The organism is Mesorhizobium sp. B2-3-13 (genome assembly GCF_006442195.1).
GTDB lineage: Bacteria > Pseudomonadota > Alphaproteobacteria > Rhizobiales > Rhizobiaceae > Mesorhizobium > Mesorhizobium salmacidum.
Map to the genome: position 1 here is coordinate 111468 of NZ_VFVQ01000015.1, position 26994 is coordinate 138461.

The 26994-nt window shown below is 62.7% G+C and carries 25 protein-coding genes; 19 read left to right on the plus strand and 6 right to left on the minus strand.

The window, feature by feature from the left end; genetic code table 11:
- Window positions 1–248 precede the first annotated feature (248 nt).
- The 4 genes from FJ941_RS18990 to FJ941_RS19005 all read left to right on the plus strand — a co-directional run bounded on the left by FJ941_RS18990 (window position 249) and on the right by FJ941_RS19005 (window position 4131).
- Window positions 249–1184, plus strand: coding sequence for a substrate-binding domain-containing protein (locus FJ941_RS18990; RefSeq protein ID WP_023794606.1), 936 nt, complete (start codon window positions 249–251; stop codon window positions 1182–1184).
- 115 nt (window positions 1185–1299) lie between these two features.
- The gene (locus FJ941_RS18995) at window positions 1300–2286 is read left to right on the plus strand and encodes an ABC transporter permease (RefSeq protein WP_140507909.1); all 987 of its coding nucleotides are present in this window, start codon (window positions 1300–1302) and stop codon (window positions 2284–2286) included.
- A gap of 3 nt (window positions 2287–2289) precedes the next feature.
- A complete protein-coding gene (locus tag FJ941_RS19000) occupies window positions 2290–3081 on the plus strand; it encodes an ATP-binding cassette domain-containing protein (protein ID WP_027142281.1) in 792 nt (263 codons plus the stop codon).
- Between the two features lie 27 nt (window positions 3082–3108).
- Window positions 3109–4131 carry a LacI family DNA-binding transcriptional regulator gene (locus FJ941_RS19005; protein WP_140507911.1) on the plus strand — a complete coding sequence of 341 codons (1023 nt, stop codon included), beginning with the start codon at window positions 3109–3111 and terminating at the stop codon, window positions 4129–4131.
- A 315-nt stretch (window positions 4132–4446) separates the two neighbouring features.
- Here FJ941_RS19005 and FJ941_RS19015 read toward each other — a convergent pair whose 3' ends face one another.
- Complete coding sequence (locus tag FJ941_RS19015) at window positions 4447–5037, minus strand: TetR/AcrR family transcriptional regulator (protein WP_140507913.1); 591 nt, start codon at window positions 5035–5037, stop codon at window positions 4447–4449.
- 493 nt (window positions 5038–5530) lie between these two features.
- Here FJ941_RS19015 and FJ941_RS19025 point away from each other — a divergent pair, with 493 nt between their 5' ends.
- The 10 genes from FJ941_RS19025 (at window position 5531) to FJ941_RS19070 (ending at window position 18130) form a co-directional block, all read left to right on the plus strand.
- Window positions 5531–8707, plus strand: coding sequence for a multidrug efflux RND transporter permease subunit (locus FJ941_RS19025; RefSeq protein WP_140507917.1), 3177 nt, complete (start codon window positions 5531–5533; stop codon window positions 8705–8707).
- Between the two features lie 15 nt (window positions 8708–8722).
- Window positions 8723–9874, plus strand: coding sequence for an efflux RND transporter periplasmic adaptor subunit (locus FJ941_RS19030; RefSeq protein WP_027142277.1), 1152 nt, complete (start codon window positions 8723–8725; stop codon window positions 9872–9874).
- A gap of 188 nt (window positions 9875–10062) precedes the next feature.
- Complete coding sequence (locus FJ941_RS19035) at window positions 10063–10755, plus strand: GntR family transcriptional regulator (protein ID WP_140507919.1); 693 nt, start codon at window positions 10063–10065, stop codon at window positions 10753–10755.
- A 34-nt stretch (window positions 10756–10789) separates the two neighbouring features.
- A complete protein-coding gene (locus FJ941_RS19040) occupies window positions 10790–11896 on the plus strand; it encodes a mandelate racemase/muconate lactonizing enzyme family protein (RefSeq protein WP_140507921.1) in 1107 nt (368 codons plus the stop codon).
- Window positions 11893–12084, plus strand: coding sequence for a hypothetical protein (locus FJ941_RS19045; RefSeq protein ID WP_246673877.1), 192 nt, complete (start codon window positions 11893–11895; stop codon window positions 12082–12084). Before FJ941_RS19040 ends, FJ941_RS19045 begins: the two co-directional genes overlap by 4 nt.
- A gap of 100 nt (window positions 12085–12184) precedes the next feature.
- A complete protein-coding gene (locus FJ941_RS19050) occupies window positions 12185–12769 on the plus strand; it encodes a hypothetical protein (protein WP_140507922.1) in 585 nt (194 codons plus the stop codon).
- Window positions 12770–12827: 58 nt separating this feature from the next.
- Entirely contained in the window at window positions 12828–13592 is a 765-nt protein-coding gene (locus tag FJ941_RS19055) for an SDR family oxidoreductase (RefSeq protein ID WP_140507925.1), read from the plus strand.
- A gap of 437 nt (window positions 13593–14029) precedes the next feature.
- Window positions 14030–15004, plus strand: coding sequence for an ABC transporter substrate-binding protein (locus FJ941_RS19060; RefSeq protein ID WP_140507927.1), 975 nt, complete (start codon window positions 14030–14032; stop codon window positions 15002–15004).
- Between the two features lie 76 nt (window positions 15005–15080).
- On the plus strand, window positions 15081–16151 hold the full coding sequence (locus FJ941_RS19065) for a glycine betaine/L-proline ABC transporter ATP-binding protein (protein WP_140507929.1): 1071 nt from the start codon (window positions 15081–15083) through the stop codon (window positions 16149–16151).
- The gene (locus tag FJ941_RS19070; RefSeq protein ID WP_140507931.1) at window positions 16148–18130 is read left to right on the plus strand and encodes an ABC transporter permease subunit; all 1983 of its coding nucleotides are present in this window, start codon (window positions 16148–16150) and stop codon (window positions 18128–18130) included. The genes FJ941_RS19065 and FJ941_RS19070 overlap by 4 nt, the downstream gene beginning before the upstream one ends.
- A gap of 19 nt (window positions 18131–18149) precedes the next feature.
- Here FJ941_RS19070 and FJ941_RS19075 read toward each other — a convergent pair whose 3' ends face one another.
- Window positions 18150–19508, minus strand: a complete 1359-nt coding sequence (locus FJ941_RS19075) for an NAD(P)/FAD-dependent oxidoreductase (protein WP_140507933.1) — start codon at window positions 19506–19508, stop codon at window positions 18150–18152.
- Between the two features lie 257 nt (window positions 19509–19765).
- On the opposite strand from FJ941_RS19075, the gene FJ941_RS19080 reads away from it, so the two are divergent.
- Complete coding sequence (locus FJ941_RS19080; protein ID WP_140507935.1) at window positions 19766–20482, plus strand: XRE family transcriptional regulator; 717 nt, start codon at window positions 19766–19768, stop codon at window positions 20480–20482.
- A 64-nt stretch (window positions 20483–20546) separates the two neighbouring features.
- On the opposite strand, the gene FJ941_RS19085 is transcribed toward FJ941_RS19080, so the two are convergent.
- From FJ941_RS19085 to FJ941_RS19100, 4 genes are all read right to left on the minus strand, one after another.
- Window positions 20547–21587: a DUF3445 domain-containing protein gene (locus FJ941_RS19085; protein WP_140507937.1), complete on the minus strand. Its 1041-nt coding sequence runs from the start codon at window positions 21585–21587 to the stop codon at window positions 20547–20549.
- 91 nt (window positions 21588–21678) lie between these two features.
- On the minus strand, window positions 21679–22644 hold the full coding sequence (locus FJ941_RS19090; RefSeq protein WP_140507939.1) for a PDR/VanB family oxidoreductase: 966 nt from the start codon (window positions 22642–22644) through the stop codon (window positions 21679–21681).
- Window positions 22641–23237: a dimethylamine monooxygenase subunit DmmA family protein gene (locus FJ941_RS19095; protein WP_140507941.1), complete on the minus strand. Its 597-nt coding sequence runs from the start codon at window positions 23235–23237 to the stop codon at window positions 22641–22643. Before FJ941_RS19095 ends, FJ941_RS19090 begins: the two co-directional genes overlap by 4 nt.
- A 38-nt stretch (window positions 23238–23275) precedes the next feature.
- Window positions 23276–24409, minus strand: coding sequence for an aminomethyltransferase family protein (locus FJ941_RS19100; protein WP_140507943.1), 1134 nt, complete (start codon window positions 24407–24409; stop codon window positions 23276–23278).
- Window positions 24410–24694: 285 nt separating this feature from the next.
- On the opposite strand from FJ941_RS19100, the gene FJ941_RS19105 reads away from it, so the two are divergent.
- The 4 genes from FJ941_RS19105 to FJ941_RS19120 are packed head-to-tail and all read left to right on the plus strand — an operon-like array spanning window position 24695 to window position 26986.
- Window positions 24695–24982: a hypothetical protein gene (locus FJ941_RS19105; protein WP_140507945.1), complete on the plus strand. Its 288-nt coding sequence runs from the start codon at window positions 24695–24697 to the stop codon at window positions 24980–24982.
- A gap of 11 nt (window positions 24983–24993) precedes the next feature.
- Window positions 24994–25371, plus strand: coding sequence for a hypothetical protein (locus FJ941_RS19110; protein WP_140507946.1), 378 nt, complete (start codon window positions 24994–24996; stop codon window positions 25369–25371).
- 32 nt (window positions 25372–25403) lie between these two features.
- Complete coding sequence (locus tag FJ941_RS19115) at window positions 25404–25565, plus strand: hypothetical protein (RefSeq protein WP_027142261.1); 162 nt, start codon at window positions 25404–25406, stop codon at window positions 25563–25565.
- 14 nt (window positions 25566–25579) lie between these two features.
- Window positions 25580–26986, plus strand: a complete 1407-nt coding sequence (locus FJ941_RS19120; protein WP_140507951.1) for an APC family permease — start codon at window positions 25580–25582, stop codon at window positions 26984–26986.
- The last annotated feature ends 8 nt before the right edge of the window (window positions 26987–26994 follow it).

Genomic DNA, 26994 nt, shown 5'->3' on the forward strand with positions numbered 1-26994 from the left:
CCAGGACAATCCGTCCGGCTGAGCCTCGGCGACAATCATTCGGCTGCCTGGAAAAAATCATCCCAACTGATGCGATCTGATGGGGTCGTTGATGGCGCCCCGTCAGGCGCCGACTACATCTGCAGATGGAGGCTTGCCATCCGTCGAAAAAGGGAATGCTCTTAGGTATCCGAGCGGCGCTGGCAAAAGACGCAATCCGGCTGAAACCGGAACAAGGGACGGATCATCTTCAACCGGGAGGAAATCAAATGCTGACGAGATTAAGACTTGTGCTCTACGGCCTGCTAATCGCGCTGACGGTCATTCCGGCAGCCGCGCAGGCCAAGACGTTCTACTGGATTTCACATGGCGGACCGGCCGACCCGGTCTGGACCTACTTCCTCGCCGGCGCCAAGCAATGGGCCAAGGACACCGGCAACACCGTCAACACCTCGTTCCACAATGGAGACGTCGCCTCGCAGCAGGAAGCGGTGCGAGCCGCCCTCTCGGCCAAGGCCGACGGCATCGTCACCACCAGCCCCGACCCGGGCAGCCTTGTCGAGATCGTCAAGGAAGCGCGCGCGGCCAACGTCCCGATCATCAACTTCAACACGCCCGATCCCAAGGCCAATTTCAACGCCTATGTCGGCGGCGACAACGTCACCTTCGGCAAGCATTGGGCGCAGTACCTGGTCGACAAGGGCCTGGTGAAGAAGGGCGACTTCGTCTGGATGCCGGTCGAGATCCCCGGCGCCACCTACGGCGTGCAGGAAGAGGAAGGCATCAAGAGCGTCTTCGGACCGCTCGGCATTACCTATGAAGTGACCGAAGCGACGCTCGACCAGGCCGAGGTGATCAACCGCATGGTCGACTATCTCACCGCCCATAAGGGCAAGGTCAAAGCCATCATCGGCCTGGGCGACCTGGTCACCGGTTCGATCAAGCGCGTGTTCGACCAGGTCGGCGTCAAGCCGGGCGAAATCCCGGTCGTCGGCTGGGGCAACTCGCTCGACACCACCCAGGAAGTGCTGAACGGCTATGTCAATGCCGGCCAGTGGCAGGATCCGCAGGCGACCAGCTATGTGGCGCTGTCGCTCGCCAACATGGCGGCCAGCGGCATTCCTCCGGGCTTCAACGTCATCACCGGCGCGCTCTACGAGAAGGACACCGCGGCGGTGTACGACAAGATCCTGTCCGGCAAATAATCCGCGATCGCTGGCGCCGCGCATCTCGTGCGGCGCCAGATCCCTTCATGGCCGCGGCATGTCCACCCGATGCGATGGTGGTCGCGGCCCGTTCCAACCATGTCGCGGGTTCCCAGTGGAAAATCATTCGCTCCCTCAACGCCTGATCGCGCGGCCGGAATTCGGACCCTTCGTTCTGCTCATCGTCGAGATCGCCGTTTTCTGGGGTTTCAACCACGACTTCCTGTCACCGCAGAACATCTCCAACACGCTGGCCTTCACAGTCGAACTCGGCCTGATCGCGCTGGCGATGACGCTGCTGATGACGTCAGGCGAATTCGACCTTTCCGTCGGGTCGCTGTTCGGCTTCTCGCCGGTGCTGATGTGGACGCTGTTCAATGCCGGCGTCACGTCGCTGGAGATGGGCTTCATCGTCGCGCTGGTGGTTGCCGCCTTGATCGGCCTGGTCAATGGCTGGTTCGTCACGCAGCTCAAGATCCCGTCCTTCCTGGTGACGCTCGGCATGCTCCTGGTGGTGCGCGGCAGCGCGCTTTTCATCACCGACGGGTTTCCGCAGCGCACCTGGAGCGCCGAGGGCAGCTGGCTGGCGGAGGCGCTGGTCGGCGACTTCTTCATCGGGCCGTTCCGCATCTACATGTCGCTGTTCTGGTTCATCGCCGCGGCGATCGCGCTCGGCTATGTCTTGACGCAAAGCCGGACCGGCAACTGGATCCAGGCGGCGGGCGGCAATCCCAACGCGGCGCGCGCCCGCGGCGTCAATGTCAATGGCGTCAAGGTCGGTCTGTTCGTCCTGTCGTCGCTCATGGCGTCGCTTGCCGGCGTCATCTCCTCGCTGCGCACATCCGCCGCCAACCCCAACAGCGGCACCGGCTATGAGCTCGAGGTGATCGCCATGGTGGTGATCGGCGGCACGGCGCTGACCGGTGGGCGCGGCACCATCATCGGCACCGTGCTCGGCATCCTGATCCTGCGCGTGATGCGCAACGGCATCGTGCTGATCGGCGTGCCCGGCCTTGCCTACAACATCTTCATCGGCGCGATCATCCTTGGCATGATGGCGTTGCATTCATGGCTGGAACGCCGGCACCAGGCGGGGACTTGAACCATGGCCGAGCCACTGATCCGCATGCAGAACATCCGCAAGTCCTATGGCCGCGTGCAAGCGCTGGTGGACGCCAATTTCCATGTCAACGAGCGTGAGATCGTCGGCCTGCTGGGCGACAATGGCGCCGGCAAATCGACGCTGATCAAGGTTCTCTCCGGCGCGGTCCCGCTGACCAGCGGCGACATCTTCATCCGCGGCAAGAAGGTCACCTTGCGCAGCACCAGCGACGCCATCGCCCAGGGCATCGAGACCATCTACCAGGACTCCGCCCTGGTCACGCAATTGTCGATCGCGCGCAACCTGTTCCTGGGTCGTGAACCGATCAAGCCGCCGCGCTTCCTCAACCGCATGGACCAGGACGCCATGAACACGGTCGCCCGCGACCTGCTCAAACAGGTCGGCATCTCCAAGAACATCCCGCCGACGACGCCGATCGGCTCGCTCTCCGGCGGCGAGCGCCAGGCGGTCGCGATCGCGCGCGCCATGCATTTCGACAGCGACCTCATCATCCTCGACGAGCCGACCAACAATCTCGGCGTCGCCGAGACGCAAGGCGTGCTGAGCTTCGTGCGCAACGCGCGCGATTCCGGCCACTCCTGCATCTTCATCGCGCACAACATCCACCATGTCTTCCAGGTGGTCGACCGCATCGTCGTCATGCGCAGGGGCAAGGTGGTCGCCGACGACATCGATCCGAAGACGACAACCGTGACGGAGGTCGAGCGCATCATCACCGGCATGTCGGACAAAGACATCCGCGACGCCCTCGCCGACGGCAAGCCGGGGCACTGAGGGGGCATCGACGCACAGGGTCGCGGCATGAAGGCCACCGTCTCCGACATCGCCAGGAACTGCGGGCTGTCGACCGCAACGGTCGACAGGGTGCTCAACAATCGGCCCGGAGCGAGTGCCGCCAACCGGCAACGCGTCATGGAGGCCGCCAAGCAGCTCGGCTATTTGCCGGCCGCCGGCCAGGTGACGCTTCCCTCGAAACCCGCAAACCTCGAATTCTTCCTGCCGATCGGCAGCAATGCCTTCATGCAGGACCTGGCAAAGCATATCGAGGACTACGCATCGCGCCTGCCGCTTGTGGCGTCCTGCCGGATCCACAATCTTGCCGGCATCTCGCCCAATGCCCTGCAGGCAGCGGTCGAAAAGCTGTCGCTGCGCGCCAACGGCGTCGGTGTCATCGCGGTCGATCACCCCAGGACACGCAACATCCTGCGCGACATGGTCGAAGCCGGAATCCGCCTGGTGACGCTGGTGTCCGATATTCCGGGCGCACCCCGCTCGGCCTATGTCGGGATCGACAACCGCGTGGCGGGACGGACGGCAGCACTTTTGATGGGACGCTTGCTGGGCGGCCGCGAGGGGCAGCTGGCGATGGTCGTCGGCTCGCGCTCCTATCGCGGCCATGAAGAGCGCGAGATGGGCTTCCGCTCCGTGCTTGGCGAGGAGTTTCCCAATCTCACCGTCAGCAGCGCCGTCGAGATCAACGACGAGCCAGATGCCAGCTATGCGGAAACCATGAAGGCGTTGCGCAACGAGCCGGAACTGCTCGGCATCTATTGCGTCGGCGCCGGGCGCTCCGGCATTGCCAAGGCGATCCGCGAAGCCAGACCCAACCGCAAGCCGGTGTTCATCTGCCACGACCTGACAAGGGAGACACGCGGGTATCTCGTCGACGACCTCGCCGACGTCGTCATCGACCAGAACGCCAGGCTGATCGCGGAGCAGTCGGTGATCCAGCTGCTCGGCTCGATCGCATCGTCGGCGCCCTATCTCACGCGCAAATTCATCGAGCCGCGACTGATCTTCAGGGAAAACGTGCCGGTGCAGTGAGGTCGCATTTCTCGAATTCACGCGGCGCCACGGCGAATCTGCACAGCAGCTATGCACAATTCATTGTTGCCGAATCATTGGGCAACTCGTAGTTTCTGGTTGTCGGCCATCTACTCCTCCCAGATGCGATGCCGACGCTGAATGGGGTGCACCTCCTCCCGCACCACATTCGAAATCGAGCCCGCTGCCACCTCCTCCCGGCAGCGGGCTTTTTTCGTTCTGATCCGCAGCAATTACGACGCCGCCGCGCCAAAAGCGTGCGGTCCGGTCCGTCCGGTCACGGAATCGCACAGATCGGTGGCAGTCCGGCAGATGTCAGCCTGCCGCAGTGCCCCTGAAGGAAACGATCAACCCTTCGGCCATACGCACGAACTGCGTGCTCGGGCCCTCGGCACCGACGGTCTGCACGCTGACGCGCGCGCCTTCAAACAGCAGCGACAGCGTATCGGCGAGAAGTTCGGCCTGACCGATGCCGGCATCCCGGCAGAGCCTGACCAGGCGTTCGCGCTGGGCTTCCTTGAGTTCCTTGATCACGCGCCTTGCCGGGTGATCGGGCTCGGTCAGTTCGGCGGCGGCGTTGGCCATATCGCAGCCGCGGCCGTCGGTGTTGAGCATAGCAGCGGCCTTGCGAACCCAGGCATGAAGCTGGGCGAGTTTGTCGCCCGGATGCTCGGCCTCGAACGTTTCCCACATCGCGCCGGCTTTCAACGCATTGGCGCGCAGGCATTCGACGATCAGTTCGTCCTTGGACTCAAAGTGACGATAGAGCGTCATCTTGTTCGTGCCGGCGGCCTCGGTGATGGCGTCGACGCCGACCCCCTTGATGCCGTGCTTATGGAACATGTCACGCGCCGTCTCCAGGATCCGATCCCGGGGACGAGAGCGCTCCATGACGCCGTCTGTCATCATGATCTCCTTTTCGTTTCCAAAAAATCCTCGGCCCACCTCTTGACTAGGGTGTTACCGGTCTGTAACTTCCAGAATGTTACTTACTGGTAACACCTATAATGTCCGTCGTCAATAACAAGGTCGTGAACTGGTCCTACCAGATCGAGATGGACGAAAAGACTGCCAATCATGCGGCTTCGGCCGGTGAAGAGATGAAAAACGGTTCGCGAGCATAGGCTGCGAATCGACAGACAAGGAGCCGGCCAATGCCACAGCGCCGCGATCTTACCATAGATGAGGCCGTCCGGGATCCGATGATCCGGCTGGTGATGAAAGCAGATGGGGTCGACCCCCGCGCCTTCGAGAACATGTTGCGCTCGCTCGCCGATGGGCAGCGTCGCGAGGTGCCGTTGCTGCGTTCACGGGAAGGGTCCCGTAGCGGGCACGGCCAATTGTCCAGGGTCGCCAGCGCCTTCGGGCGGGCAAGAGCGGCCGGAGAGGCGTGTGTGTCGTGGTAAACTTCTTCATCCATCGCCCGATCTTCGCCTCGGCCATCGCCATCATCATGGTGCTCGCCGGGACGATTTGTTATTTCCTGCTGCCCGTTTCGCAGTTTCCCGACATCACACCGCCTCAGGTCGTGGTCAGCGCCCACTATCCGGGCGCCAGCGCGCAAGTGGTGGCAGACACGGTGACGACGCCGCTGGAGCAGCAGATCAACGGCGTGCAAGGCATGACCTACATGTCGTCGACGAGCTCCAATGACGGCTCGTCGACCATCACCGTCACCTTCGATGTCGGCTATTCCCTAAGCACTGCAGCCGTCGACGTGCAGAACCGCGTCTCTCAGGCGGCCTCGTCGCTGCCGGCGATCGTCAACCAGGGCGGCGTGACGATCAAGAAGCAGAACCCGAACTTCGTCCTGATCGTCAACCTGACCTCGCCCGACCATTCCGTCGACCCGGTGGCGCTCTCCAACCTTGCCTATCTGCAGGTGGTGGATCCGCTGAAGCGGCTGCCGGGTGTCGGCGACGTGCAGATCTTCGGCGAGCGGCGCTATTCGATGCGCGTCTGGCTCGACCCGGACAAGCTCGCCAATCTCGGCATCACCGCCGTCGACGTCCAGAACGCCATCGCCGAACAAAACGTCCAGGTGGCGGCCGGCAAGATCGGCCAGTCGCCGGCGCCCGCCGGCACCGCCTTCGAGATGCAGGTCAACGCCGTCGGCCGGTTGAGCGACCCCAAGGAATTCGGCGACATCGTCGTGCGTGCCAACACGGATACGGGTTCGCTGGTGCGGCTGCGCGACGTCGCCCGTATCGAGCTTGGCGCCCTGCAATATTCGTCTTCGGCCTTCTTCGGCAAGGACCCGACCGTGGTGCTCGCCGTCTATCAGATGCCCGGCTCCAACGCGCTCGATCTACAGCAGCGCGTCAAGGACAAGATGCAGGAACTGTCGGCCCGTTTCCCCAAGGGCGTCGACTATGCGATGCACTACGATACGACGCGCTTCGTCTCGGCCTCGATGCATGACGTGCTGATCACGCTTGGCGAAGCCCTGGTGCTCGTCGTGGCGGTGGTGTTCATCTTCCTGCAGAGCTGGCGCACGACGATCATTCCGACCATCGCCATTCCGGTGTCGCTGGTGGCGACACTCGTCATCATGGAGATGATGGGTTTCTCGCTCAACATGCTCTCGCTGCTCGGCATGGTGCTGGCGATCGGCCTCGTCGTCGACGACGCCATCGTCGTGGTCGAGAATGTCGAGCGACAGCTCGAGGCCGGACTGAAACCACTGGCGGCGACAAAAGCCGCCATGGCGGAGGTCACGGGTCCGATCATCGCGACAACCGCCGTGCTGATGGCCGTGTTCGTGCCGGTTGCCTTCATTCCCGGCGTCTCCGGAAAGCTCTACAACCAGTTCGCGCTGACGGTGGCGATCTCCGTCGGCATCTCCGCCTTCAACTCGCTGACGCTCAGTCCCGCGCTCAGCGCTGCCTTCCTACGGCATCGCGGCGAGACGCAGTTTGTTCTGTTCCGCTGGTTCAATACGGGTTTCGACAAACTGTCGCATGCCTACGCCCATGGCGTGCGCTTCCTGGTCCGCCTGCGCTGGATCATGCTCGGCTTGTTCGCGGCCGGTCTGGTCGCCACCTATTTCGTCTGGCAGAAGCTGCCATCGACCTTCCTTCCGGTCGAGGACCAGGGCTATTTCTTCGTCGTCATCCAACTGCCCGACGGGGCTTCGCTGGAACGCACCGATGCGGTGGCACAAAAGGCGCGCGACATCCTGCAAGCGACACCCGGCGTCGACATCGTCGGCTCGATCAGCGGCCTGAACTTCCTGACCAGCGCGGCGCAGTCGAACTCGGCGGTCGAGTTCGCCATCCTCAAGCCATGGGAAGAGCGTGGCCCCGACCAGAGCGCCTCCAAGCTCGTCGCCGACGTGCGCGGCAAGCTGATGCAGATCCCGGAGGCTTTCGCGCTCTCCTTCGATCCGCCCTCCATCCCCGGCATCGGCACCACGGGCGGCTTCGAATTCGTCGTCGAGGACCTCACCGGCCGCGGCAGCACGGCCCTCAACGACGCCACACAAGCGGTGATCGCCGAGGCGCGCAAGCAGCCGGAAATCAATCCGCAGCAGCTGTTCTCGCCGTTCTCGACCTCGACGCCGCAGTTCAACTACGACCTCGACCGCGCCAAGGCGAAGCTGCTCGGCCTCAACCTGCCGGACGTCTTCAACACGCTGCAGATCTATCTCGGCTCGCTCTACGTGAACGACTTCAACCTGTTCGGCCGCACCTTCCGGGTGACGATCCAGGCCGACAAGGATTCACGTGCGGGTGCCGCAGATATTTCACGGCTCTATGTACGCAATGCTTCCGGCGGCATGGTGCCGCTCAGCACGCTGGGCAAGCTGGTGCCGTTCGTCGGCCCGGAAACCGTGCCGCACTACAACAACAACGCCTCGGCCACCATCAACGGCGGCGCCGCGCCCGGCTATTCGTCGGGCCAGGCGGTCGCCGCCATGGAGCGGGCCGCGGCCACCGCGCTGCCCAGGGATTTCGGTTTCGAATGGACCGGCATCACCTTCCAGGAGCTCAAGGCGGGATCGATCGCGTCGGTTGTGTTTGCCCTCGCCATCGTCTTCGTCTTCCTGATCCTGGCGGCGCAGTACGAGAGCTGGGCGATGCCGTTCATGGTGCTGCTGGCGGTGCCGCTCGCCCTGTTCGGCGCGTTCGCCGCACTTTGGGTGCGCGGCATGCAGATCGACGTCTATTCGCAGATCGGCTTCGTCATGCTGATCGGCTTGGCGGCCAAGAACGCGATCCTGATCGTCGAGTTCGCAAGACGGCGGCGCGAGGAAGGCCTCAGCATCGTCGAGGCATCGATGGAGGCCGCTCGGCTGAGATTGCGGCCGATCCTGATGACCGCGTTTGCCTTCATTCTCGGCGTGGTGCCGCTGATGATCGCCACCGGCGCGGGTGCTGCCAGCCGTCAGTCGATCGGCACCACCGTGTTCGGCGGCATGGTCGCGGCGACCATCCTGTCGCTGGTGTTCGTGCCGGTCTTCTACGCGGTCATCGAACAGCTGCGCGAACGGCGCGGCGGCGACCAGCCCGCCTCTCAACACACTGAACCAACGGCCAAACCCGCCTTCCCTCCCCTGGCGGAAGCGGCCGAATAAGATTGGAGAATGATCATGCGTAAATGGAAAATCGCGTTGGGAACGGCTGTCGCGCTGGGTGCGATCTCGGTTGCCAGCGTCCACCTGCTGGACATGGGCAATATCAGCCTGAATGCCGGCACGGCGGGGGCGGCGCCGGCCCCAGCAGCGTTCGTCATGCCGGTGCCGGTGGCGAACGTGGTCAAGAAGACGATCCCGATCTATCTCGACTACGCCGCGCGGACCGAGCCGATCCGCAGCATCACGCTGCAGGCGCGCGTCCCCGGCTACCTGCAGGAACAGACAGCGCAAGACGGCGCCGACGTGCGGCAGGGCGACCTGCTCTACAAGATCTCGCCTGACGATTTCCAGGCCGCGCTCGACCAGGCGAAGGCACAGGTGCAGCGCGATACGGCGACGCTCGATTATGCGCGTTCCAATCTCGGCCGCGGTACCGAGCTCGCCAAGAGCGGTTACCTGGACAAGGACAGCTTCGACCAGCGCACCAGCACCTTGCGCGGGGCGCAGGCGTCGCTGGCCCTCAACCAGGCTGCCGTGCGCACGGCCGAGCTCAATCTGAGCTATGCTGAAATCCACGCGCCGTTCCCCGGACGCCTGGGCCGCAACCAGGCTTCCGTGGGAACGCTGGTCAGCGTTGCCGGCACCGTGCTCAACACGCTGGTGCAGCTCGATCCAATCTACGTCACCTTCAATCCGAGCGAGACGGATCTGGCGCAAATCGAGGAAGCGCGTGCTGCCGGCCCGATCGAGGTCGAGGTCCTGCTGCCGGGCGAGACCGAAGCCCACCAGAAGGGCGAGCTCACCTTTATCGACAACACGATCGATCACTCGACCGGCACGATCACCGCACGCGCCACCATCGGCAACGCCAAGTTCACGCTCTTGCCTGGCCAGTATGTTCGCGTGCGGCTGCACGTCAAACAACAGCCCGATGCGCTGCTGGTGCCGCAGGTAGCGCTGGGATCAAGCCAGCTCGGCAAATATCTCTACGTCGTCGGCAAGGGCAATACGGTCGACCAGCGGCTGGTTTCGCTCGGGCCGACCAGCGGCGATATGGTCGCCATCCTCAGCGGCGTCGCCGAAGGCGACCAGGTCATCACAGGCAACCTGCAGAAGATCGGCCCCGGAATGCCGATTTCGCCCCTCCCACAGAAACCGGCTACCTGACTCCCCCGCAGGCCCGGTTTCCGCGGCGCCCTCGACCTTTTCCCAGGGTCGCGGGCGCCGTTTTCACGAGCAGGCCGACCAAAGCCGCCACGTCGGCGACGCCGTAAACCGAAAAATAGACCACGAGCTCTTGTTAATTTGTCGACAATCTGATTGTCTTGCCTTCTGTTCTCGCTGGAGTGGACCGGATGGTGAAGACGGAGTTCAGCCCGATTACCGACACGACGCGCCGCGCCGGAATCGTGGCACTGCTGCGGCGCGCGATCCTGACTGGTCAGCTCGAGCCCGGCCAGAAGCTCAACGAACTCAGGATTTCCGAACAGATGCGGGTCAGCCGTGCGCCGCTGCGCGAGGCGATGCGCGAGCTGGTGCAGGAAGGCATCCTGACCAGCATCCCCTATGCCGGCACCTTCGTCATCAATGTCACCGCCAAGGACATCGACGACGCCTATTCGCTCAACAAGGTGCTGGACGAGTTCGCCATCGAACGGACGTGGGAGCAGCGCGACCAGCGTTTCTTCGAAGAGCTTGACCGGCGGCATGAGGCGGTGAAACAGGCGACCCGCGACCGCGACACCACAAGGCAGATCGAAACCGCGCTGCAACTGCATGGTCTGATCCATGAATGGGCCGACAATTCGGTGCTCCTGGAAACCTGGCAAAGGCTGACCAGCCGTTTGCAGATGTACTTCGCCCTGCACCAGCAGGCGCGAAAGGAACCCGTGCCGGCCGAAGATATCCATGAAACCTATGTGGCGCTGCTCAAGGGCGACGACATGGGTGCGGCCCAGCGCCATGCCCGCGAGCATATCGACCTCGATTTCGAAGAGCTTCTTGCCCATGCGCGCGGCCTCGAAAGGCGTCCGTCGAAAGGCGCCTGACCCCTTCCCTCATCGCGGATAATGGATACCCCACGTGCAGATCGAAACCATCAAAGCCTTTCACGTCGTGCAGCCCTTCGTGGACGGCCCCTATCGCATGTCCAAGGGACGCGTGGCCGACTGCTTCGACGCCGTGATCGTCTCCATCACCTCCGACAGCGGCATCACCGGATGGGGTGAGATGGCGCCGCTCGGCAATTTCTACTCGGCCGCCTTCCCCGCCGGCACAAGAGCCGGCGTGCCGGAGATCGCACCGCATCTTGTCGGCCAGGACCCGTGCGGGCTGGCCAGCATCGGCCGGCTGATGGACACCGTGTTCAAGGGCCATCCCTACATCAAATCAGCGCTCGACATGGCCTGCTGGGATCTGGCGGCGCGCGCCGCCGGCGTGCCGCTGGTGACGCTGCTTGGCGGCAAGGAAAGCGACACGGCGGAACTCTACAAGGTCGTTACCCATGGCACGGTCAATCAAATGGCCGCACTTGCCGGGCGCATCGTCGAGGACGGTTTCAGCCGGCTGCAGGTCAAGGTCGGCGGCAATGTCCATGACGACATCGAACGCGTCACCGCGGTCGCCGCCTCGGTGCCGAAAGGCACTGTCATTTTCTGCGACGCCAATGCCGGTTGGACACCTTACCAGGCACGGCAGTTCGCCGATGCGACGCGGGCGATCGACTATACGTTCGAGCAGCCCTGCACGACCATCGACGAGAACATGTCGGTGCGCCGCATGCTCGACAAACCGATGGTGCTCGACGAATCCGTCACTTCGCTCGAGGCGATGCTGGAAATCCATCGCCTCGGCGCGGCCGACGGACTGACGCTGAAGATCTCGCGACTCGGCGGCGTCACCAAGACCCGCCTGATCCGGGACGTCGCCGTCGACCTCGGCTTCATGATCACGGTCGAGGATACCGGCGGCGCCGAGATCGATACATCCGCCATGGCGCATCTGTCGCTGTCGACGCCGGAGGAGCGCCGGCTGCACGCGATTGCCTTTCATGAATGGGTGACGGTGCGCACCGCGTCGAACGCGCCGCCGGTCACCGGCAGCCGCATGGGCATTCCCGCCGGGCCAGGCCTTGGCATCGACGTCGTTCCCGACCTGCTCGGCAAGCCGTTCTTCGAGGTCGGCCGGTGAATACCCACAGCATCAAGGCCACGCCGCCGACGCCGGCGGCGGCCGTCATCATCAATGATGTGCTCTCCCAACGGCTGGTCGGCCGCGACGCCATCGACATTGCCGGTGCCGAACATGTGTGCCTGCCCTTCTGGACCGGCGTGCAGTCGATAAACGACCCCACCCGCGCCTCGGACGGATATTTCTGAAGCCGTCACGTAGTCGATTGCACTCGAGGTCTGCCTGGGTTTCGTATTTTCCTCCGTCCCGGTCGGTGTTAGGCTGAACACCCACGGCGGACGACTGCTCATGACGGCATTTCATCATGCGGCCCTTGCCTGGCTCGTTGGCCTCGTCGCGCTGCCCGCAGTGGCATTTGCCGAAAGTCCGCCAGCGTTCGAGCTCAAGCTCGATATCGACCAGGACGGCAAGATGGATCGGGCGAGGGTGGTGCAGGAGCTTGGTGCGCCGGCCGATCTCTATATTTACCTGGCAACCGGCGAGGAGAAGCTCGATTCCTCGCGTCGCCCCGATTTCGTCAGGAAAGGACTGACGGAAGATCGGGTCCTCGACCTTGAAACCAAGGGCAAGGGATCGCTGGCGATAACGTCCTGCTTCGGATGCGGCGCCAGCAAGTCGACAGAAGAAACCATGACGATCGTCTATCGCCGGGGCCAATTCCTGGTCGGTGGCTACAGCCGCAGTCGGAACTGGAACCAGCAGACGTCGGATGGCGTCAAGACGACGCTCGGCGGCTGCGACATCAACTATCTCACAGGCGTAGGCATCGTCTCCAAGGACCTTGAAGACGGCAAGCCGATCAAGGGCAAGTTCAAGCCCGTGCCGCTCAGGGCCTGGTCCAGCGACCGGCGCCCAAAGGCTTGCGATTTCTGATGAGATTGATCAAAGGACGGCAATGCGCATAACCTCCCTTGATAAGGGAGGCAAGGCAATGGATCTTTTCAAACTGGAGGGCGATGTCGCGCTGGTCACCGGTGCCGGCAGCGGCATTGGCCAGGCAATCGCGATCGGGCTGGCCGAGGCAGGCGCCGATGTCGCCTGTTTCGGCCATACGTCGAACGGCGGGCTGGACGAAACCGCTCACCGGATCACCGCGCTCGGCCGCCGGGCGCTGGTGCTGACCGGCACCGTGACCTCGGACAGCGATCTCGCGGCGGCCATTGATCGCATCGAAGCCGAACTCGGTGCGTTGACCGTCGCCGTCAACAATGCCGGCATTGCCGGCTCGGAACCAGCGGAGACACTGCCGCTGGAAAAGTGGCGGAAAGTGCACGAGGTCAATGTCGCCGGTGTGTTCCTGTCCTGCCAGGCCGAAGCGCGCAAGATGCTGGCGCGGGGCAAGGGCTCGATCATCAACATCGCCTCGATGTCGGGCACCATCGTCAATCGCGGGCTGACGCAGGCGCATTACAATTCCTCGAAGGCCGCGGTCATTCATCTGTCGAAGAGCCTCGCCATGGAATGGGCCGATCGTGGGCTGCGCGTCAATGTCGTCAGCCCGGGCTACACGCTGACGCCGATGAACAAACGGCCGGAGGTGGCCGAACAGGTGAAGATCTTCAAACGCGACACGCCGATGGGACGCATGGCGGCGCCGGAGGAAATGGTCGGGCCGACGGTGTTCCTGGCCAGCCGGGCGTCGAGCTTCGTCACCGGCCTCGACCTGATCGTCGATGGCGGCTACGTCTGCTGGTAACGGGACATGCGAGCCATGTCCCGCCGGCTTCGCCTGCGGTCTGAAATTCCGGCGCGAGCGTGGCGTTAGTCGTTGCGCGGCATGAACGTTGGTATATATAATTTCATCCTATGAAACAGCGCTGGCGAGACAGGGCTTGCCAGGGCTACAGCCGAGAGCAATTCCCGCCGGAAATGCTCGGGATCATGGGACCTTGATGGCTCGCACCTTGCAGGGCGCCGCAGGACTGGCAATTGATCCGCGGATCGCCGTCGCGGCGATCGATCGGCCATGAGACTGCCCGCCTCGGCAGCGTCCGTCATCACCGAAATCGAGCATCGCCGCGCCTGCGCCGGCGATAACGGCCTTGCGCAACAGCCGGCCTTTCCAACACAATCAAGAAAAGACGCAAAAAGGGAACGACCAACAATCGTCACAGCTTGAAGGAGAACCAAGCAATGCCAATTCGCAGTATGATTTCGAAATTCTCAATGGGAGCTTTTGCACTTGCCGCGGCAAGTGTGCTGACGCCAACAGCGCAAGCAGCGGCACCGGAATCCAACGACCCGATCAAGATTGCCTTGTTCGACTGGACCAGCGTCAACCTCAACGCCAAGATCCTCGGCGGCATCCTGGAAAAGCTCGGCTATACCGTCGAATACCCGACCGCCGACTATCTCTCCAGCCTGACAACCGGCCTCACCAATGGCGATATCGATGTCGGCCTGGAGTTCTGGGACACCACCGCCGGCGAAGCCATGAAGGCTTCCGACGCCACGGGGCAGACCGAAAGGCTGGGCAAGCTCGGGCCCAAGGCCAAGGAAGAGTGGTGGTTTCCCGAATACATGAAGGAAAAGTGCCCGACCTTGCCGGATTGGCACGCGCTGCTCGACGCCACCTGCGCGGCATCGTTCTCGACCGCCGAAACGGCGCCGAAGGGGCGCTACCTCGGCGGCCCGGTGACCTGGGAAGGTTTTGACGACGAACGCGTCGCGGCACTGAAACTGCCCTTCACCGTCATCCATGCCGGCACCGATGCGGCGATGTTCGCCGAACTCGATTCCGCCTATCAGCGCAAGGCGCCGATCATGCTGTGGATTTATTCGCCGCATTGGGCGCCCGCAAAATACAAGGGCGAATGGGTACAATTTCCGGAATACACGCCCGAATGCTACAACGACCCGAAATGGGGCGTGAACCCGGACGCCAAATATGACTGCGGCAAGCCGCATGGCGAGATCTGGAAATACTCCTGGAACGGCATGAAGGACAAATGGCCGGTCGCTTACAAGGTGGCCAAGGCCTACACGGTCGATACCGACGAGTTGAACAAGATGAGCGGCGAGATCGACCTCGACGGCAAGACGCCGGAAGACGTTGCCGCCGCCTGGATCGCCGCCCACGAGGCAGACTGGAAAGCCTGGGCGCAGTGATCGCTCCGACTGGAAAAGGGAGACCCGGCTGATATCAGCCGGGTCTCAATTCCCGATGCTCCAGAAGGACGACTGAATGACGGAAGCGAGTGAACAGGCATCGAACGCGGGAAAGAATCCCCGCCCGATAAAACTTGCCTGCCGTAATGTCTGGAAACTGTTCGGCTCGAACGCCGCCGATTTCATCCGCGAGCGCGACGGCAAGGCCAGCATGGCTGACGTCTCGGCGGCCGGGCTGGTGGGTGCGGTTCGCGCCGTCGACCTCGAAATCCGGCAGGGCGAGATCTTCATCATCATGGGGCTTTCGGGCTCCGGCAAATCGACGCTGGTGCGCTGCATGTCGCGGCTGGTCGAGCCGACACATGGCAAGGTCGAATTCGAAGGCAAGGACCTGCTCAAGATTTCCGATGCCGCGCTGATCGAACTCAGGCGCCACCGTATGGGCATGGTGTTCCAGAACTTCGCCCTGCTGCCGCATCTCAACGTGCTCGACAACATCGCCTTCCCGCTCAGCATCCAGGGGCAGGATCGTTCGACACGCGAGGCGCGCGCCCGCGAGGTCATCGAACTTGTCGGCTTGCGCGGGCGCGAACATTTCTACCCGCGCGAATTGTCGGGCGGCCAGCAGCAGCGCGTCGGTATCGCCCGCAGCCTCGCAACCAAGCCCGAGATATGGTTTCTCGACGAGCCGTTCTCTGCATTGGATCCGCTCATCCGCCGCGAAATGCAGGATGAGTTGATGCGGCTGCAGACCATGCTGCACAAGACCATTGTGTTCATCACCCATGATTTCGACGAGGCGATCAGGCTCGCCGACCGCATCGCCATCATGAAGGACGGCGAGGTGATCCAGATCGGCACGCCGGAAGAACTGGTGGTCAATCCGGCGACCGACTATGTCGCCGAGTTCACCCGCGACGTCGACCGCGCCAAGGTGATCTCGGCGCGCAGCCTGATGCGCGCTTGCGACGGCGCCGAGCATGGCGGCACCGTGGCGCCGGGGGCCAAGATAGCGAGTTTTTCCGCCAGCATCGTTGCCGTCGGCAAACCGTTCGCGGTGATCAACGGCACCGGCACGCCGATCGGCGAAGTGACGCCGCAAGCGGTGATCGATCTGCTGGCCGGCATCGAGCGAGCCGGCGCATGACGGTGACGGCAAGCGCCAGCCAGACAAGGCCACCAATTCAGCGGTGGATGGTGATCTGGGTGCTCGCGCTTGCCGCCGTGCAGGTGGTGTTCCTGCTTCAGGACAAACTGCCATGGGCCGTCAACTATCCGGTAGAGGCGGTCGTCCCCGTCGCCGACTGGGTCAGCGCGCTGATGGGCTGGATCAAGTCGAACCTGTCCTGGCTGACCCGCTCGGTCACCGCGATGCTCGGCGTGCCGCTCGACTTCGCGCTCAATCTCTTGGCCAAGAATTTCAAGTTCGGCCATGGCGCCGACGCTTTCGTGTTGCCGCGTTTGTCCTGGGTTGGCGTCTGCGCGGCGGCGTTCCTTGCCGGCTATGCGGCCGGCGGCAGAAAACTCGGCCTGCTGGTTGGCGGCTGTTTCCTCTACATCGCGCTGTTCGGCCAGTGGACCAGCGCCATGCTGACCCTGGCGCTGATCTCGATCGCCGTGCCGTTCTGCATCGTCACCGGGCTATTCGCCGTCATCTGGGCGTGGCGCAAGCCGTGGGCGGAGCGGTTCGTCGTCTCCCCTGCCCTCGACCTGATGCAAACCATCCCGACCTTCGCCTATCTCATCCCGATGCTGCTGCTGTTCGGCAACAGCCCGGTCTCGGCGATGATCGCCACCGCCATCTTCGCCACGCCGCCGATGGTGCGGGCAACGATGCTGGGCCTATCGCGGGTGCCGTCCGAGATCGACGATTTCAGCGAAATGGCCGGCTGCACGGCGCGACAGAAATTGTGGCGCGTGCTGTTGCCGTCGGCGCGGCCGACGCTGATGGTGGGCGTCAACCAGGTGATCATGCTGGCGCTCAACATGGTGATCATCGCCTCGATGATCGGCGCCGGCGGGCTTGGCTACGACGTGTTGCTCGCCCTGCGCGCGCTCAAGGTCGGCGAAGCGATGGAAGCCGGACTCGCAATCGTCGCGCTCGCCATCGCGCTCGACCGGCTGAGCCAGGCCATCGCCCACAAGCAGGCAACAGGCAATGTCCACCGGTCGTCCGCGAGCCCGCGTTTCTGGCGGCGTTACCCCAATCTGACGCTGGCCATCGCCATCCTTGTCGTCACGACGCTGCTCGGCCTGTTCGTGCCGGCCTTCGCGGCCGTGCCGAAGGCGATCACCTTCACCACCGCGCCACTGTGGAAAGCGGCTGTGAACTGGGTGACTATCAACTTCTTCGACATCATCGAAGCGTTTCGGGTGGCGCTGATCCTCAATGTGCTCAATCCACTGCGCGCCTTCTGCGAGGGATTTCCGTGGCTGGGCGCGGTGTTCCTGCTCGGCCTTGCCGGCTACCAGCTCTCAGGTTTGCGGCTGGCCGCGCTTGTCGCGGCACTCACCGCCTTCTGCGCCATCACAGGCCTTTGGGAAAAGACCATGGCGACGGTCTATCTCTGCGGCATATCGGCCTTCATCGCCTGCCTGATCGGCATTCCAATCGGGCTTGCGGCGACGCGCAGCGACCGCTTCGAAAAGATCGTCACGCCCGTCATCGACACGCTGCAGGTGCTGCCGTCCTTCTGCTTCATCATTCCGGTGGTGATGCTGTTCCGTGTCGGCGACGTCACCGCGATGATCGCCACGGTTGCCTTCGCCGTGGTGCCGGCAATCCGCTACACCAACCACGGCATCAGGCAGGTGCCGCCGGCGCTGATCGAGGCCGCGAAGGTTTCGGGCTGCACGCCGCGCCAGACCTTCTTTCGGGTGCAACTGCCGCTGGCGCTGCCGGAGATCATGCTCGGCGTCAACCAGACCATCCTGATGGCGCTGGCGATGATCATCATCTGCGCCATGGTCGGCACGCGCGACCTCGGCCAGGAAGTGTTCATCGCATTGTCGAAAGCCGATTCCGGCCGCGGCATCGTCGCGGGCCTGGCCATCGCCTTCATCGGCATCGTCGCCGACCGGCTGTTCAATGCCTGGACGGCGAAGGCGCGGGCAAGGCTCGGATAGTCAGGAAGATGCGCCGCGGCTACTCCGCCGCGACGCCCTTTACCTCAAGGTAACTCTCCATGGAATCGTCCAGCGCCTGCAGCCAGGGCGTGTGGTGCAGCGGCGCCATGGTGCCGGTCATCAGCGAGCGGTAGGCGTGGTCGCGGAAGCTCATAATGTCTTCCGCCTTGTGGTGCTCCCATTCCATGAAGGTCTGGTTGACCGCCTCGACGTCGAAGCCGGGATAGTCGGTCTGGTCCATCAACTCCTTGGTGTAGTCGCCCTGGAACCAGATCATCTGCTCGGCGTCCTCGAGCGTTTCCTCGCGGGCGCGCCATTTCGCGCCATGCGCCGCCATCGCCTCCGCCGAGGGCAACTTGATGCGGCCCATGATGACGTCGCGCGCGAACCAGGCCTGCGCGTCGAACATGTTGAAGGTGTAGAACTGGTCCTGCATGCCGATGTACGAAAGCTTCGGGTTCTTCTCCCAGACGACGCCCTCATAGAGGTCCAGCGGCCACATGCGGTTGGCGGTCTTGAGCTTGAGATCGTCGGTGAGGAAGGGGAAGGAATGGAGGTAGCCGGTGCACAGGATGATGGCGTCGACATCCTTGGTCGTGCCGTCCTTGAAATGCGCTGTCTTGCCGACGACCTTCTGCAACAGCGGCACCTCTTTCCAATTCTCGGGCCATTTGAAGCCCATCGGCTTCGAGCGGTAGCTGGAGGTGATCGATTTCGCGCCGTACTTGTAGCATTGCGAGCCGATGTCCTCGGCCGAATAGGAACGGCCGATGATCAGGATGTCCTTGCCCTTGAACTCCATGGCGTCGCGGAAATCGTGGCTGTGCAGGATGCGGCCGTTGAAGGTCGAGAAGCCTTCGAAATAGGGCACGTTGGGCACGGAGAAATGCCCCGAAGCGACGACGACATTGTCGAACTCCTCGGAGTAAGTCACGTCATTGGTGCGGTCATGCGCGGTAACCGTGAATTTCTTCGTCTCGTCGGAGAAGGTGACCATGCGCACCGGGCTGTTGAAGCGCACCCATTTGCGCAGGCCCGACTTCTCGACGCGGCCCTTGATGTAATCCCACAGCACGGCGCGCGGCGGATAGGAGCCGATCGGCCGGCCGAAATGCTCCTCGAACGTGTAGTCGGCGAATTCCAGGCATTCCTTCGGACCGTTCGACCAGAGGTAGCGGTACATCGAGCCGTGGACGGGGTCGCCATGTTCGTCGAGGCCGGTGCGCCAGGTGTAGTTCCACAGGCCGCCCCAGTCGGACTGCTTTTCAAAGCAGACGATCTCGGGAATGTCGGCGCCCTTGTCGGCGGCCGACTTGAAGGCCCTGAGCTGGGCCAGACCGGACGGTCCGGCTCCGATAACGGCAACGCGAGTGTTCATTCCGGGCCTCCTCTTTTTGATTTCCCCAGCGAAACAAATTTCACTGGCAGTGACAGTAATTGGCCGCTTGGTGCTGTCAACAGACATCTGCGGGAACGGCATTTGCGCACAGCGGATTCCTGGCGAAAAACCTGCGGCAGCCGCGATGGCTGCACTGCCGTGTGCGACATAAGATGACTTGCCGTTGCGGTTGCGCTCTGTACCGGCACCTGACATGTTCACCTTGAGTGAAATAAATCCTGACGATCGGGGGGCACATGGCAAAGGCAATTTCGGATACCAAGGCTCCCGCGAGCGCAAAGGCAAAACCGTCACCGAAAGTGTCGGCGGACGGCAGGACCATCCGCGCGCCACTGACACAAAACCCGCACGCCATTCGCGACACCCGCGAAAAAGTGCTGGAGGTCGCGATCGGCCGCGAGGTGCGGGCCTTCCGCAAGAAGCTCGGCATCACCGTCGCGGATCTCGCGGTTGCCACCGACATTTCGCTGGGCATGCTGTCGAAGATCGAGAATGGCATCACCTCGCCGTCGCTCACCACCTTGCAGGCGCTGTCGCGGGCGCTCGGCGTTCCCGTCACCGCCTTCTTCCGCCGCTTCGAGGAGGAGCGAAGTGCTGTCTTCGTCAAGGCCGGCCAAGGCCTCGATGTCGAACGCCGCGGCACGCGCGCCGGCCACCAATACAATCTGCTCGGCCATATCGGCTCGAACACCAGCGGCGTCGTCGTCGAGCCCTATCTGATCACGCTGACCGAGGATTCCGACGTGTTCCCGACTTTCCAGCATGAGGGCATGGAGTTCCTCTACATGCTCGAGGGCGAGGTCGTTTACCGGCACGGCAGCAACCTCTATCCGATGAAGCCTGGCGACAGCCTGTTCTTCGACGCCGACGCACCGCACGGGCCCGAACAACTGACGAAGCTGCCGATGCGCTATTTGTCGATTATTTGCTATCCGCAGAATAGTGCGGGGTAAGTGGCCGATCTCCCCCCTCGTGGGGGAGATTGGTTACGTGGAGAGCAGCGCCAATACCAGCAATTTATTCCGGCCCAAACCCCGGGCTCGTCGCACTCCCATCATCCAGCTTCGACAGCCACTCGACAAGCGTCGACCGATACCGGGTCAGGCCTTTGTAATTGGCCAGTTCCTCGGGCAGATCGCGGATCACGCGGTGCAGGCGCCGTGCCCATTTCGGCTGCGTCACCAACTCGTCCATCTTGATCAGGTAGCAGCGGATCGGGAAGACGATGCCGTTGGAGCGCGGCAGGCGCCAGAAGCTTTGCAGTTCGACCCGCAGATGCACCTTGTCGCCGACATTCTCGGGCGTCACGGTCGTGCGGTCCGGTCCCCATTTGTGATAATTTTCGGGGCTGGTATCGAGGCGCGGATTGATGGTCATCGTCCAGTTCAGGCGCCTGGCCGGTTTGCCCTGCTGGATGTTGGTGAGGAATTTTAGCGCCCTTACGAAAATTCCCTTCTCATGCGCCAGCGGCACCGGGGCGTGCCACTCGAAGAAATTCATGCCGATGTCGAAATCGAGCGACCAGTCGGCCTGGGTGGTGACCATGCCGGCATCCATCCACAGATTGCCGTCGCGCTGGTCGAGTATGCAGAAATCGCCCTGGCTCTGGCGGGTGATGTATTCCATCGGCCCGTAAGGCAAGGTCGAGGTGTCGCCGAAGGTGAAGGTGTCGTCGATGCCGAGCGGCCGGTTGATCCAGCGCCAGCGGTCGCCATCGCGCGTCAGCGTGAAATGCTCGGGATAGCCCAGCGCCTGCTGCTCCATCAAAAGTTCCAGCAGGTCCCAGCCGGCGAGCGTCATGTGCGGCAGCGACTGGCAGCGCAGCGGATCCTCGGCCAGCACCAGTGCGCGGTCCTGCATCTCGGCGACATAGTGCTCGTCGACGTCGATCAGGTTCTCCAGCACCGAGCCTTTCGGGCCGACGACATGCGGCTCGATGTTGACCGCGTACATGTAGCTGTCTTCGTGGAACGGGAACGGAAACCGCCTGATGTGCTCAGGGCTGTTCCTGAAGGTGAAGTCGTCGCGGAACGTTTCCTTGCGAAAGGTGATGCCCATGATTTCCTCCTAGAGGGGGATGCCCGCTCTATCTCTTTGTTTTAGCCGCATTTCTGCGACGCCAAGTGTACTAACTTGGCTGCAAAATGCTCTATCGCTCCAGCACCAGCGACCGGCCTTCGAAGCGCGATACGCACGGCATGATCTTCCTGCCCGAACGGTGGTCTTCCTCACTCAGCCAATGGTCGTTGTGGATGAACTTGCCGTCACAAGAGATGACGTTGGTCTCGCATTGGCCGCAGACGCCGCCACGGCAGAGATAGGGCGGATCGACGCCGGCGGCTTCGATGGCTTCGAGCAGGCTCTGCTGCTCGCCGACGCGGATGGTCTTGCCGCTGACGGCAAGCGTCACGTCGAACGGCAGGCCGGGCTGCGGCGCCGCGAAATGCTCGTAGTGCACTGTCTCCGGCGGCCAGCCGAGCGCGGCAGCCCGCTCGCGCACCCAGTTAATCATGCCGGCGGGGCCGCAGACATAGAGATGCGTGCCGAGCGGCTGCGAGGACAGCATCCGGTCGAGCTCTATGCGCTCCTCGCGGTCATCGTGATAGAGCCTGACTCGACGGCCGTAGCGCTCCCGCAGCACGTCGGCATAGGTGCCGAGCGAGGCGGTGCGGCAGGTGTAGTGCAGTTCGAAATTGCCGCCTTCGCCCGCCAGTTGCGCGGTCTGGGCCATGAACGGCGTGATGCCGATGCCGCCGGCCAGCATCAGGTGCTTTTTGGCCCTGAGATCGAGTGAGAACAGATTGACGGGATAGCTGATCACCATCTCCAGGCCCGGCTTGACCGACCTGTGCATGAACAGCGAGCCGCCACGACCGACATCGTCGCGGCGCACCGAGATGGTGTATTCGCGCGTGTCGAGCGGCGAGCCCATCAGCGAATAGGGATTGAGCCTTGTGCGCTCGCCATCGCGCATCTCGACCACGACATGGGCGCCGCCGGAAAAGGTCGGCAACAGCTCACCATCACGCCGGCGAAAATGGAAACGGGTGACCAAGTCGTTGACCGGGACGACATCGCCGACGACGACGTCGAGCTTGGTGGTTCCGGTGCTCATCGAAAGATCTCCTCCATGGGAGGAATTTCACTGCGATCTTCGGCATTGATGCAGACGCCCTGGAACGCGGCGAGGCGCCTTGAATAGTGATCGCGTACCAACAGAAGCAGGCCACAATGCGAACAGGTCGCCGGCTGCGTCGTGACATTCTCGGTGATGCCCTTGCAGTGCACGCACTGCATGCGCCTTGCCAGCGAGCCGCGATGCTCGGTCTGCATGGAGGTGTGATCGATGCCGGCTTCGAGCGCCACCTGCATGGCCTGGCCGATCAGCCCTTCGGTGCCGGCGAGATAGAGGCGCAGACCCATATGCGCGTTGGTCAGCGTCTGCCTCAGACGTGGCAGCAGACTGGCGAAGGACGGCGCGATGTGCAGTTGCGCCGGCTTCAACGCTTCGAGAGCGGCAACGTATTGGCCGTCAGGACCGGGAATGAAGACGATTTCGGCCCCGTCGAAGAACCCGCCCGGAGCCCTGGCGGCCATGTCCGCTATCGCGAGCGCGCCTTCCGCATCCGCTAGGAAAAGATGATGCGTGCCGGGCTGCGGAGACAAGGTCCCGTAAATCGGCCGGCTGATGATGGTCTTGGCTGCCATTCTGTCTTTGTGCCTCGAAACCCCTCGTCGATTATGCCTCAGCCTTTCGCCGTGCGCTTGGTCTTCTTGGGATCGTCGAACGGCAAGGGCTGCGCCGTCGCCTTGATGGGACCGCTCTTGTTACGGATTTCGAGCTTGGTGTCCTTGACCGCGCAGTCGACGTCGAGCCGGGCGATGCCCATCGATTTCTCGACCAGCGGCGAATACATGGCGCAGGTGACCACGCCGACCTTTTTGCCGTCGCGATAGATCGGAGCGCCTTCATCGGCCGGTTCCTTGCCGTCGAGCAGGACGCCGTAGATCTTGAAGCGCTCCTTGCCTTTCAGGCGATAGTGCTCTTCGGCGCCGCGGAACCCGGTCTTGCCGGGGCTGACGGTGAAGTCGAGCCCGAGTTCCCAAAGCGTGTCGCCGGGGCCTTCGTTCTCGAACGGGTATTTCTGCGAATTGTCATACGGGTAGAACAAGAGGTAGCTCTCGACGCGCAGCATATCGAGGGTGGTGAAGCGGCACGGAATGATGCCGCCGCCCTTGCCCTCGTCGAGGATCCTGTCCCAGATCGTGCCGGCATCCTGGCCACGGCAGAAGATCTCGTATCCGCGCTCGCCGGTATAGCCGGTGCGCGAGATCATGACGGGGAAGCCGAACAGCTGCGTCTGCATGTGATGGAAATAGTTGAGGTCGCGGATGCCGGACACGTGCTTGGCCAGATAGTCGACCGCCGCCGGCCCCTGCAGCGACAAATCGTGCAGATTGTCGTCGAAGCGCAGCGACACGTCGCGGCCCATCGCCGCCCGCTGCAGTTCCTCGTGGCCGGTGCCCGAGCCGTGCACCACCATCCAGGAATTCGGTCCCGTGCGGTAGAGGATGCAGTCGTCGGTGAACTTTCCCGCTTCGTTCAGCATGCAGGCATAGGCCGACTTGCCGGGATAGATTTTTTCGACGTCACGCGTTGTGGCGAGGTCGATGAGATGCGAGGCGTGCGGCCCTGTGATGTGCACCTTCTTCAGGCCGGAAACGTCCATGAGCCCGGCCTTGGTGCGGATGGCGATATATTCCTCATCGGCATCCTTGTCGTAGGTCCAGGCGGTGCCCATACCGCTCCAGTCTTCGAGTTTCGACCCCAGAGCGCGATGGCGATCCGCCAGGGTTGAAAATCTCCAGGATGCCGTCATCCGCTCGTCCTCCGTTCGAAAGTCCTGCTGTTCCCTGCTCCTTGCCTGAGGCCGGAGCTTTGGATGGAATATTGACCGCAAACGCGGGAAGCCTGCAATCCCTTGAAGCAAATAATTTCATTGTCAGGCAAAATTGTTCACTCGAAACGAGCGGTTAACGCCACGTAAATTGGTCTTGACAAGTCCGAGATTCGGGCGGAACTTATGAAAAAAATTTCACTCTCTTGAAAGAGAGCGGCGGGCGGTGGATTCGGAACCGGACGTCGGCAAAGAAGGGGAAAACCGATGTCAGACCTGCAGCAGCGCATCGAGGCGCTGTACCGCTCCGACTTGCGCGGATCCGCGCTCCTGATCGTCTGCCTGTGGGCGACGATCCTCTTCGTCCTCTTCATGACATGGCCATACATTCCGCAGGGCGGCATCAAGGCCGTCGTCGCCCTGGCCGCCGCCGCGGTGCTCATCTTCAACACGGCAGCCATCCTGGCGATGGTCAAACACTACAAGGAAGACAAGGAGTTCATCTACGGGCTCGACATCAAGAACGCCGACGCGTCCCGCAACCGCAAGTCCTGAGGGGAGAAACAATGTCCCGCTATACGCCGCCGGAGCAGAGCAAGGCCGGGCAAGTCTTCGATATCGCCATTGTCGTGGTCGCCATCTTCGTGGCGCTGTGGCTGCCGCTGAAGCTTGGTCTTGCCGGTGCCGCGAAATCCATCGATGCGCTCGATGCCAAGACCTGGGAAGCGCTCGGGCAGAATCCGACCATGGCCTCGATCTGGGAAAAGCTCGGCTATACGCCGGAGACCGCGCACGACGTCATCCAGAACCGGTTCCACTACATCATCGACTGGCCGACGCTGATCATCATGGCGGCCGTGCTGATCGGTTATTTTGTGTTCCTGTTCAGGGCATCCGACCGCGAATATCGCGATGTCATCAACGAAAAGTTCGACGACAAATAGAGTTTGACGACGAAGAATTTGGGGACACGATCATGTGGGTGGCACTCTCTTACGCATGCTGGGGCATCTCGATCGTGCTCGCGCTTTGGATGCTCTACGACTGGTTCAAGGTCGATACGAACTACTCCGAGGACGTTCTGACCTCGTCGCGCGAAGGCGAGCTTGAAGCCGTTTCCGAAAAACACCGGATCTGAGTGGGGATTGATCGATGACGGTCGCGCTTGAAAACACCACCACCACCACAATTCACGGCGATCGGGTATCGCTGCTTCGGGTGCTAGGCCCGGCCCATGTCTGGGCGCTCGGTGTCGGCATCGTTCTGGTCGGCGAGTTCACCGGCTGGAATTTCTCGGCCGACAAGGGCGGCGCGCTGGCGGCCCTGATCGTGTGCTGGGTCGTCGGGCTGCTCTACACCTCGGTGGCCATGATCGATTCCGAGGTGACGTCGACGGTGGCCGCCGCCGGCGGCCAATATGCGCAGGCCAAGCACATCGTTGGCCCGCTGATGGCGTTCAACGTCGCGCTGTTCCTTGTCTTTGCCTATACGATGCTGGAAGTCTCCGACGCCATCCTGCTCGGCGACACCATCGTCGCCAAGGCGGGTGTAGAAGGGCTGACCCACAATTCCTTCATCGCCGCCACCATCGTGGTTCTGGCCTGGCTCAACTATCGCGGCGTGCTGATGACGCTCAACGTCAACTTCGTCATAACGGCCATCGCCTATGTCTCGATCGTCGTCCTGTTCTTCTCGGTCAGCCCGTGGACGCAAGGCGCGGTGCTGAAGCTCAACGAACTGGTCACTCCAGGCAACGCGCTGCCCTATGGCTGGATCGGCGTCATCGCCGCCTTCCAGTTCGGCATCTGGTATTATCTCGGCATCGAAGGCACCACGCAGGCGGCCGAGGAAGTGCGCTCGCCGGCACGTTCCCTGCCCTACGGCACCATGGCCGGCATGATCACGCTTCTGATCGCCGCCGCTATGACCTGGTATGTCTGCGCCTCGCTGATGCCCTGGGAATATCTCGGCATCACCTATTATCCGCTGTGGGACGCCGGCAAGCTGACCGGGAGCCCGCTGCTGGAGAACCTTCTGTTCATAGCGACGCTGCTCGCCGCGCTTGCCTCCGCCAATGGCTGCATCAACGACGCGGCGCGCGCCTGGTTCTCGCTTGGCCGCGACCGCTATCTGCCGAGCTGGTTTTCGGCGGTCCATCCGAAATACCGCACGCCCTACCGGTCGATCCTGTTCCTGCTGCCGATCGCACTGGCCTTCGCCTTCATCGCCGATCTCAACCAGGCGATCACCTTCTCGATCCTGTCGGGCGTGCTGCAATACACTTTCATGAGCATCAACATCATGATGTTCAGGAAGAAGTGGCCGCTGGGCTCGATCCGCCGCGGCTACACGCACCCCTTCCACCCGCTGCCGGCAATCGTCCTGTTCTGCCTGTGCGTGGTGACCTTCTTCGCCATCTTCCTCGGCTTCGGCTCGCAGTTGATCGCCATGGTCGCCTTCTATTTCCTGATCTCGCTGTGGTTCCATTTCTACCGCTACAAATTCGTGCGGCGGGGCGACCAGTTCACCATGCCGTGGCCGAAGCCGCAGGGCTATTGATGGGAGTA

What these genes read in the sequence shown, in the direction of transcription:
- FJ941_RS19075 (WP_140507933.1), bottom strand. Translation starts at nt 19,508, where the DNA reads ATGAACACTCGCGTTGCCGTTATCGGAGCCGGACCGTCCGGTCTGGCC.
- FJ941_RS19005 (WP_140507911.1), top strand. Translation starts at nt 3,109, where the DNA reads ATGAAGGCCACCGTCTCCGACATCGCCAGGAACTGCGGGCTGTCGACC.
- FJ941_RS19100 (WP_140507943.1), bottom strand. Translation starts at nt 24,409, where the DNA reads ATGACGGCATCCTGGAGATTTTCAACCCTGGCGGATCGCCATCGCGCT.
- FJ941_RS19090 (WP_140507939.1), bottom strand. Translation starts at nt 22,644, where the DNA reads ATGAGCACCGGAACCACCAAGCTCGACGTCGTCGTCGGCGATGTCGTC.
- FJ941_RS19035 (WP_140507919.1), top strand. Translation starts at nt 10,063, where the DNA reads ATGGTGAAGACGGAGTTCAGCCCGATTACCGACACGACGCGCCGCGCC.
- FJ941_RS19015 (WP_140507913.1), bottom strand. Translation starts at nt 5,037, where the DNA reads ATGACAGACGGCGTCATGGAGCGCTCTCGTCCCCGGGATCGGATCCTG.
- FJ941_RS19120 (WP_140507951.1), top strand. Translation starts at nt 25,580, where the DNA reads ATGACGGTCGCGCTTGAAAACACCACCACCACCACAATTCACGGCGAT.
- FJ941_RS19050 (WP_140507922.1), top strand. Translation starts at nt 12,185, where the DNA reads ATGACGGCATTTCATCATGCGGCCCTTGCCTGGCTCGTTGGCCTCGTC.
- FJ941_RS19110 (WP_140507946.1), top strand. Translation starts at nt 24,994, where the DNA reads ATGTCCCGCTATACGCCGCCGGAGCAGAGCAAGGCCGGGCAAGTCTTC.
- FJ941_RS19070 (WP_140507931.1), top strand. Translation starts at nt 16,148, where the DNA reads ATGACGGTGACGGCAAGCGCCAGCCAGACAAGGCCACCAATTCAGCGG.
- FJ941_RS19095 (WP_140507941.1), bottom strand. Translation starts at nt 23,237, where the DNA reads ATGGCAGCCAAGACCATCATCAGCCGGCCGATTTACGGGACCTTGTCT.
- FJ941_RS19105 (WP_140507945.1), top strand. Translation starts at nt 24,695, where the DNA reads ATGTCAGACCTGCAGCAGCGCATCGAGGCGCTGTACCGCTCCGACTTG.
- FJ941_RS19065 (WP_140507929.1), top strand. Translation starts at nt 15,081, where the DNA reads ATGACGGAAGCGAGTGAACAGGCATCGAACGCGGGAAAGAATCCCCGC.
- FJ941_RS19000 (WP_027142281.1), top strand. Translation starts at nt 2,290, where the DNA reads ATGGCCGAGCCACTGATCCGCATGCAGAACATCCGCAAGTCCTATGGC.
- FJ941_RS19030 (WP_027142277.1), top strand. Translation starts at nt 8,723, where the DNA reads ATGCGTAAATGGAAAATCGCGTTGGGAACGGCTGTCGCGCTGGGTGCG.
- FJ941_RS19060 (WP_140507927.1), top strand. Translation starts at nt 14,030, where the DNA reads ATGCCAATTCGCAGTATGATTTCGAAATTCTCAATGGGAGCTTTTGCA.
- FJ941_RS19080 (WP_140507935.1), top strand. Translation starts at nt 19,766, where the DNA reads ATGGCAAAGGCAATTTCGGATACCAAGGCTCCCGCGAGCGCAAAGGCA.
- FJ941_RS19055 (WP_140507925.1), top strand. Translation starts at nt 12,828, where the DNA reads ATGGATCTTTTCAAACTGGAGGGCGATGTCGCGCTGGTCACCGGTGCC.
- FJ941_RS18990 (WP_023794606.1), top strand. Translation starts at nt 249, where the DNA reads ATGCTGACGAGATTAAGACTTGTGCTCTACGGCCTGCTAATCGCGCTG.
- FJ941_RS19085 (WP_140507937.1), bottom strand. Translation starts at nt 21,587, where the DNA reads ATGGGCATCACCTTTCGCAAGGAAACGTTCCGCGACGACTTCACCTTC.
- FJ941_RS19115 (WP_027142261.1), top strand. Translation starts at nt 25,404, where the DNA reads ATGTGGGTGGCACTCTCTTACGCATGCTGGGGCATCTCGATCGTGCTC.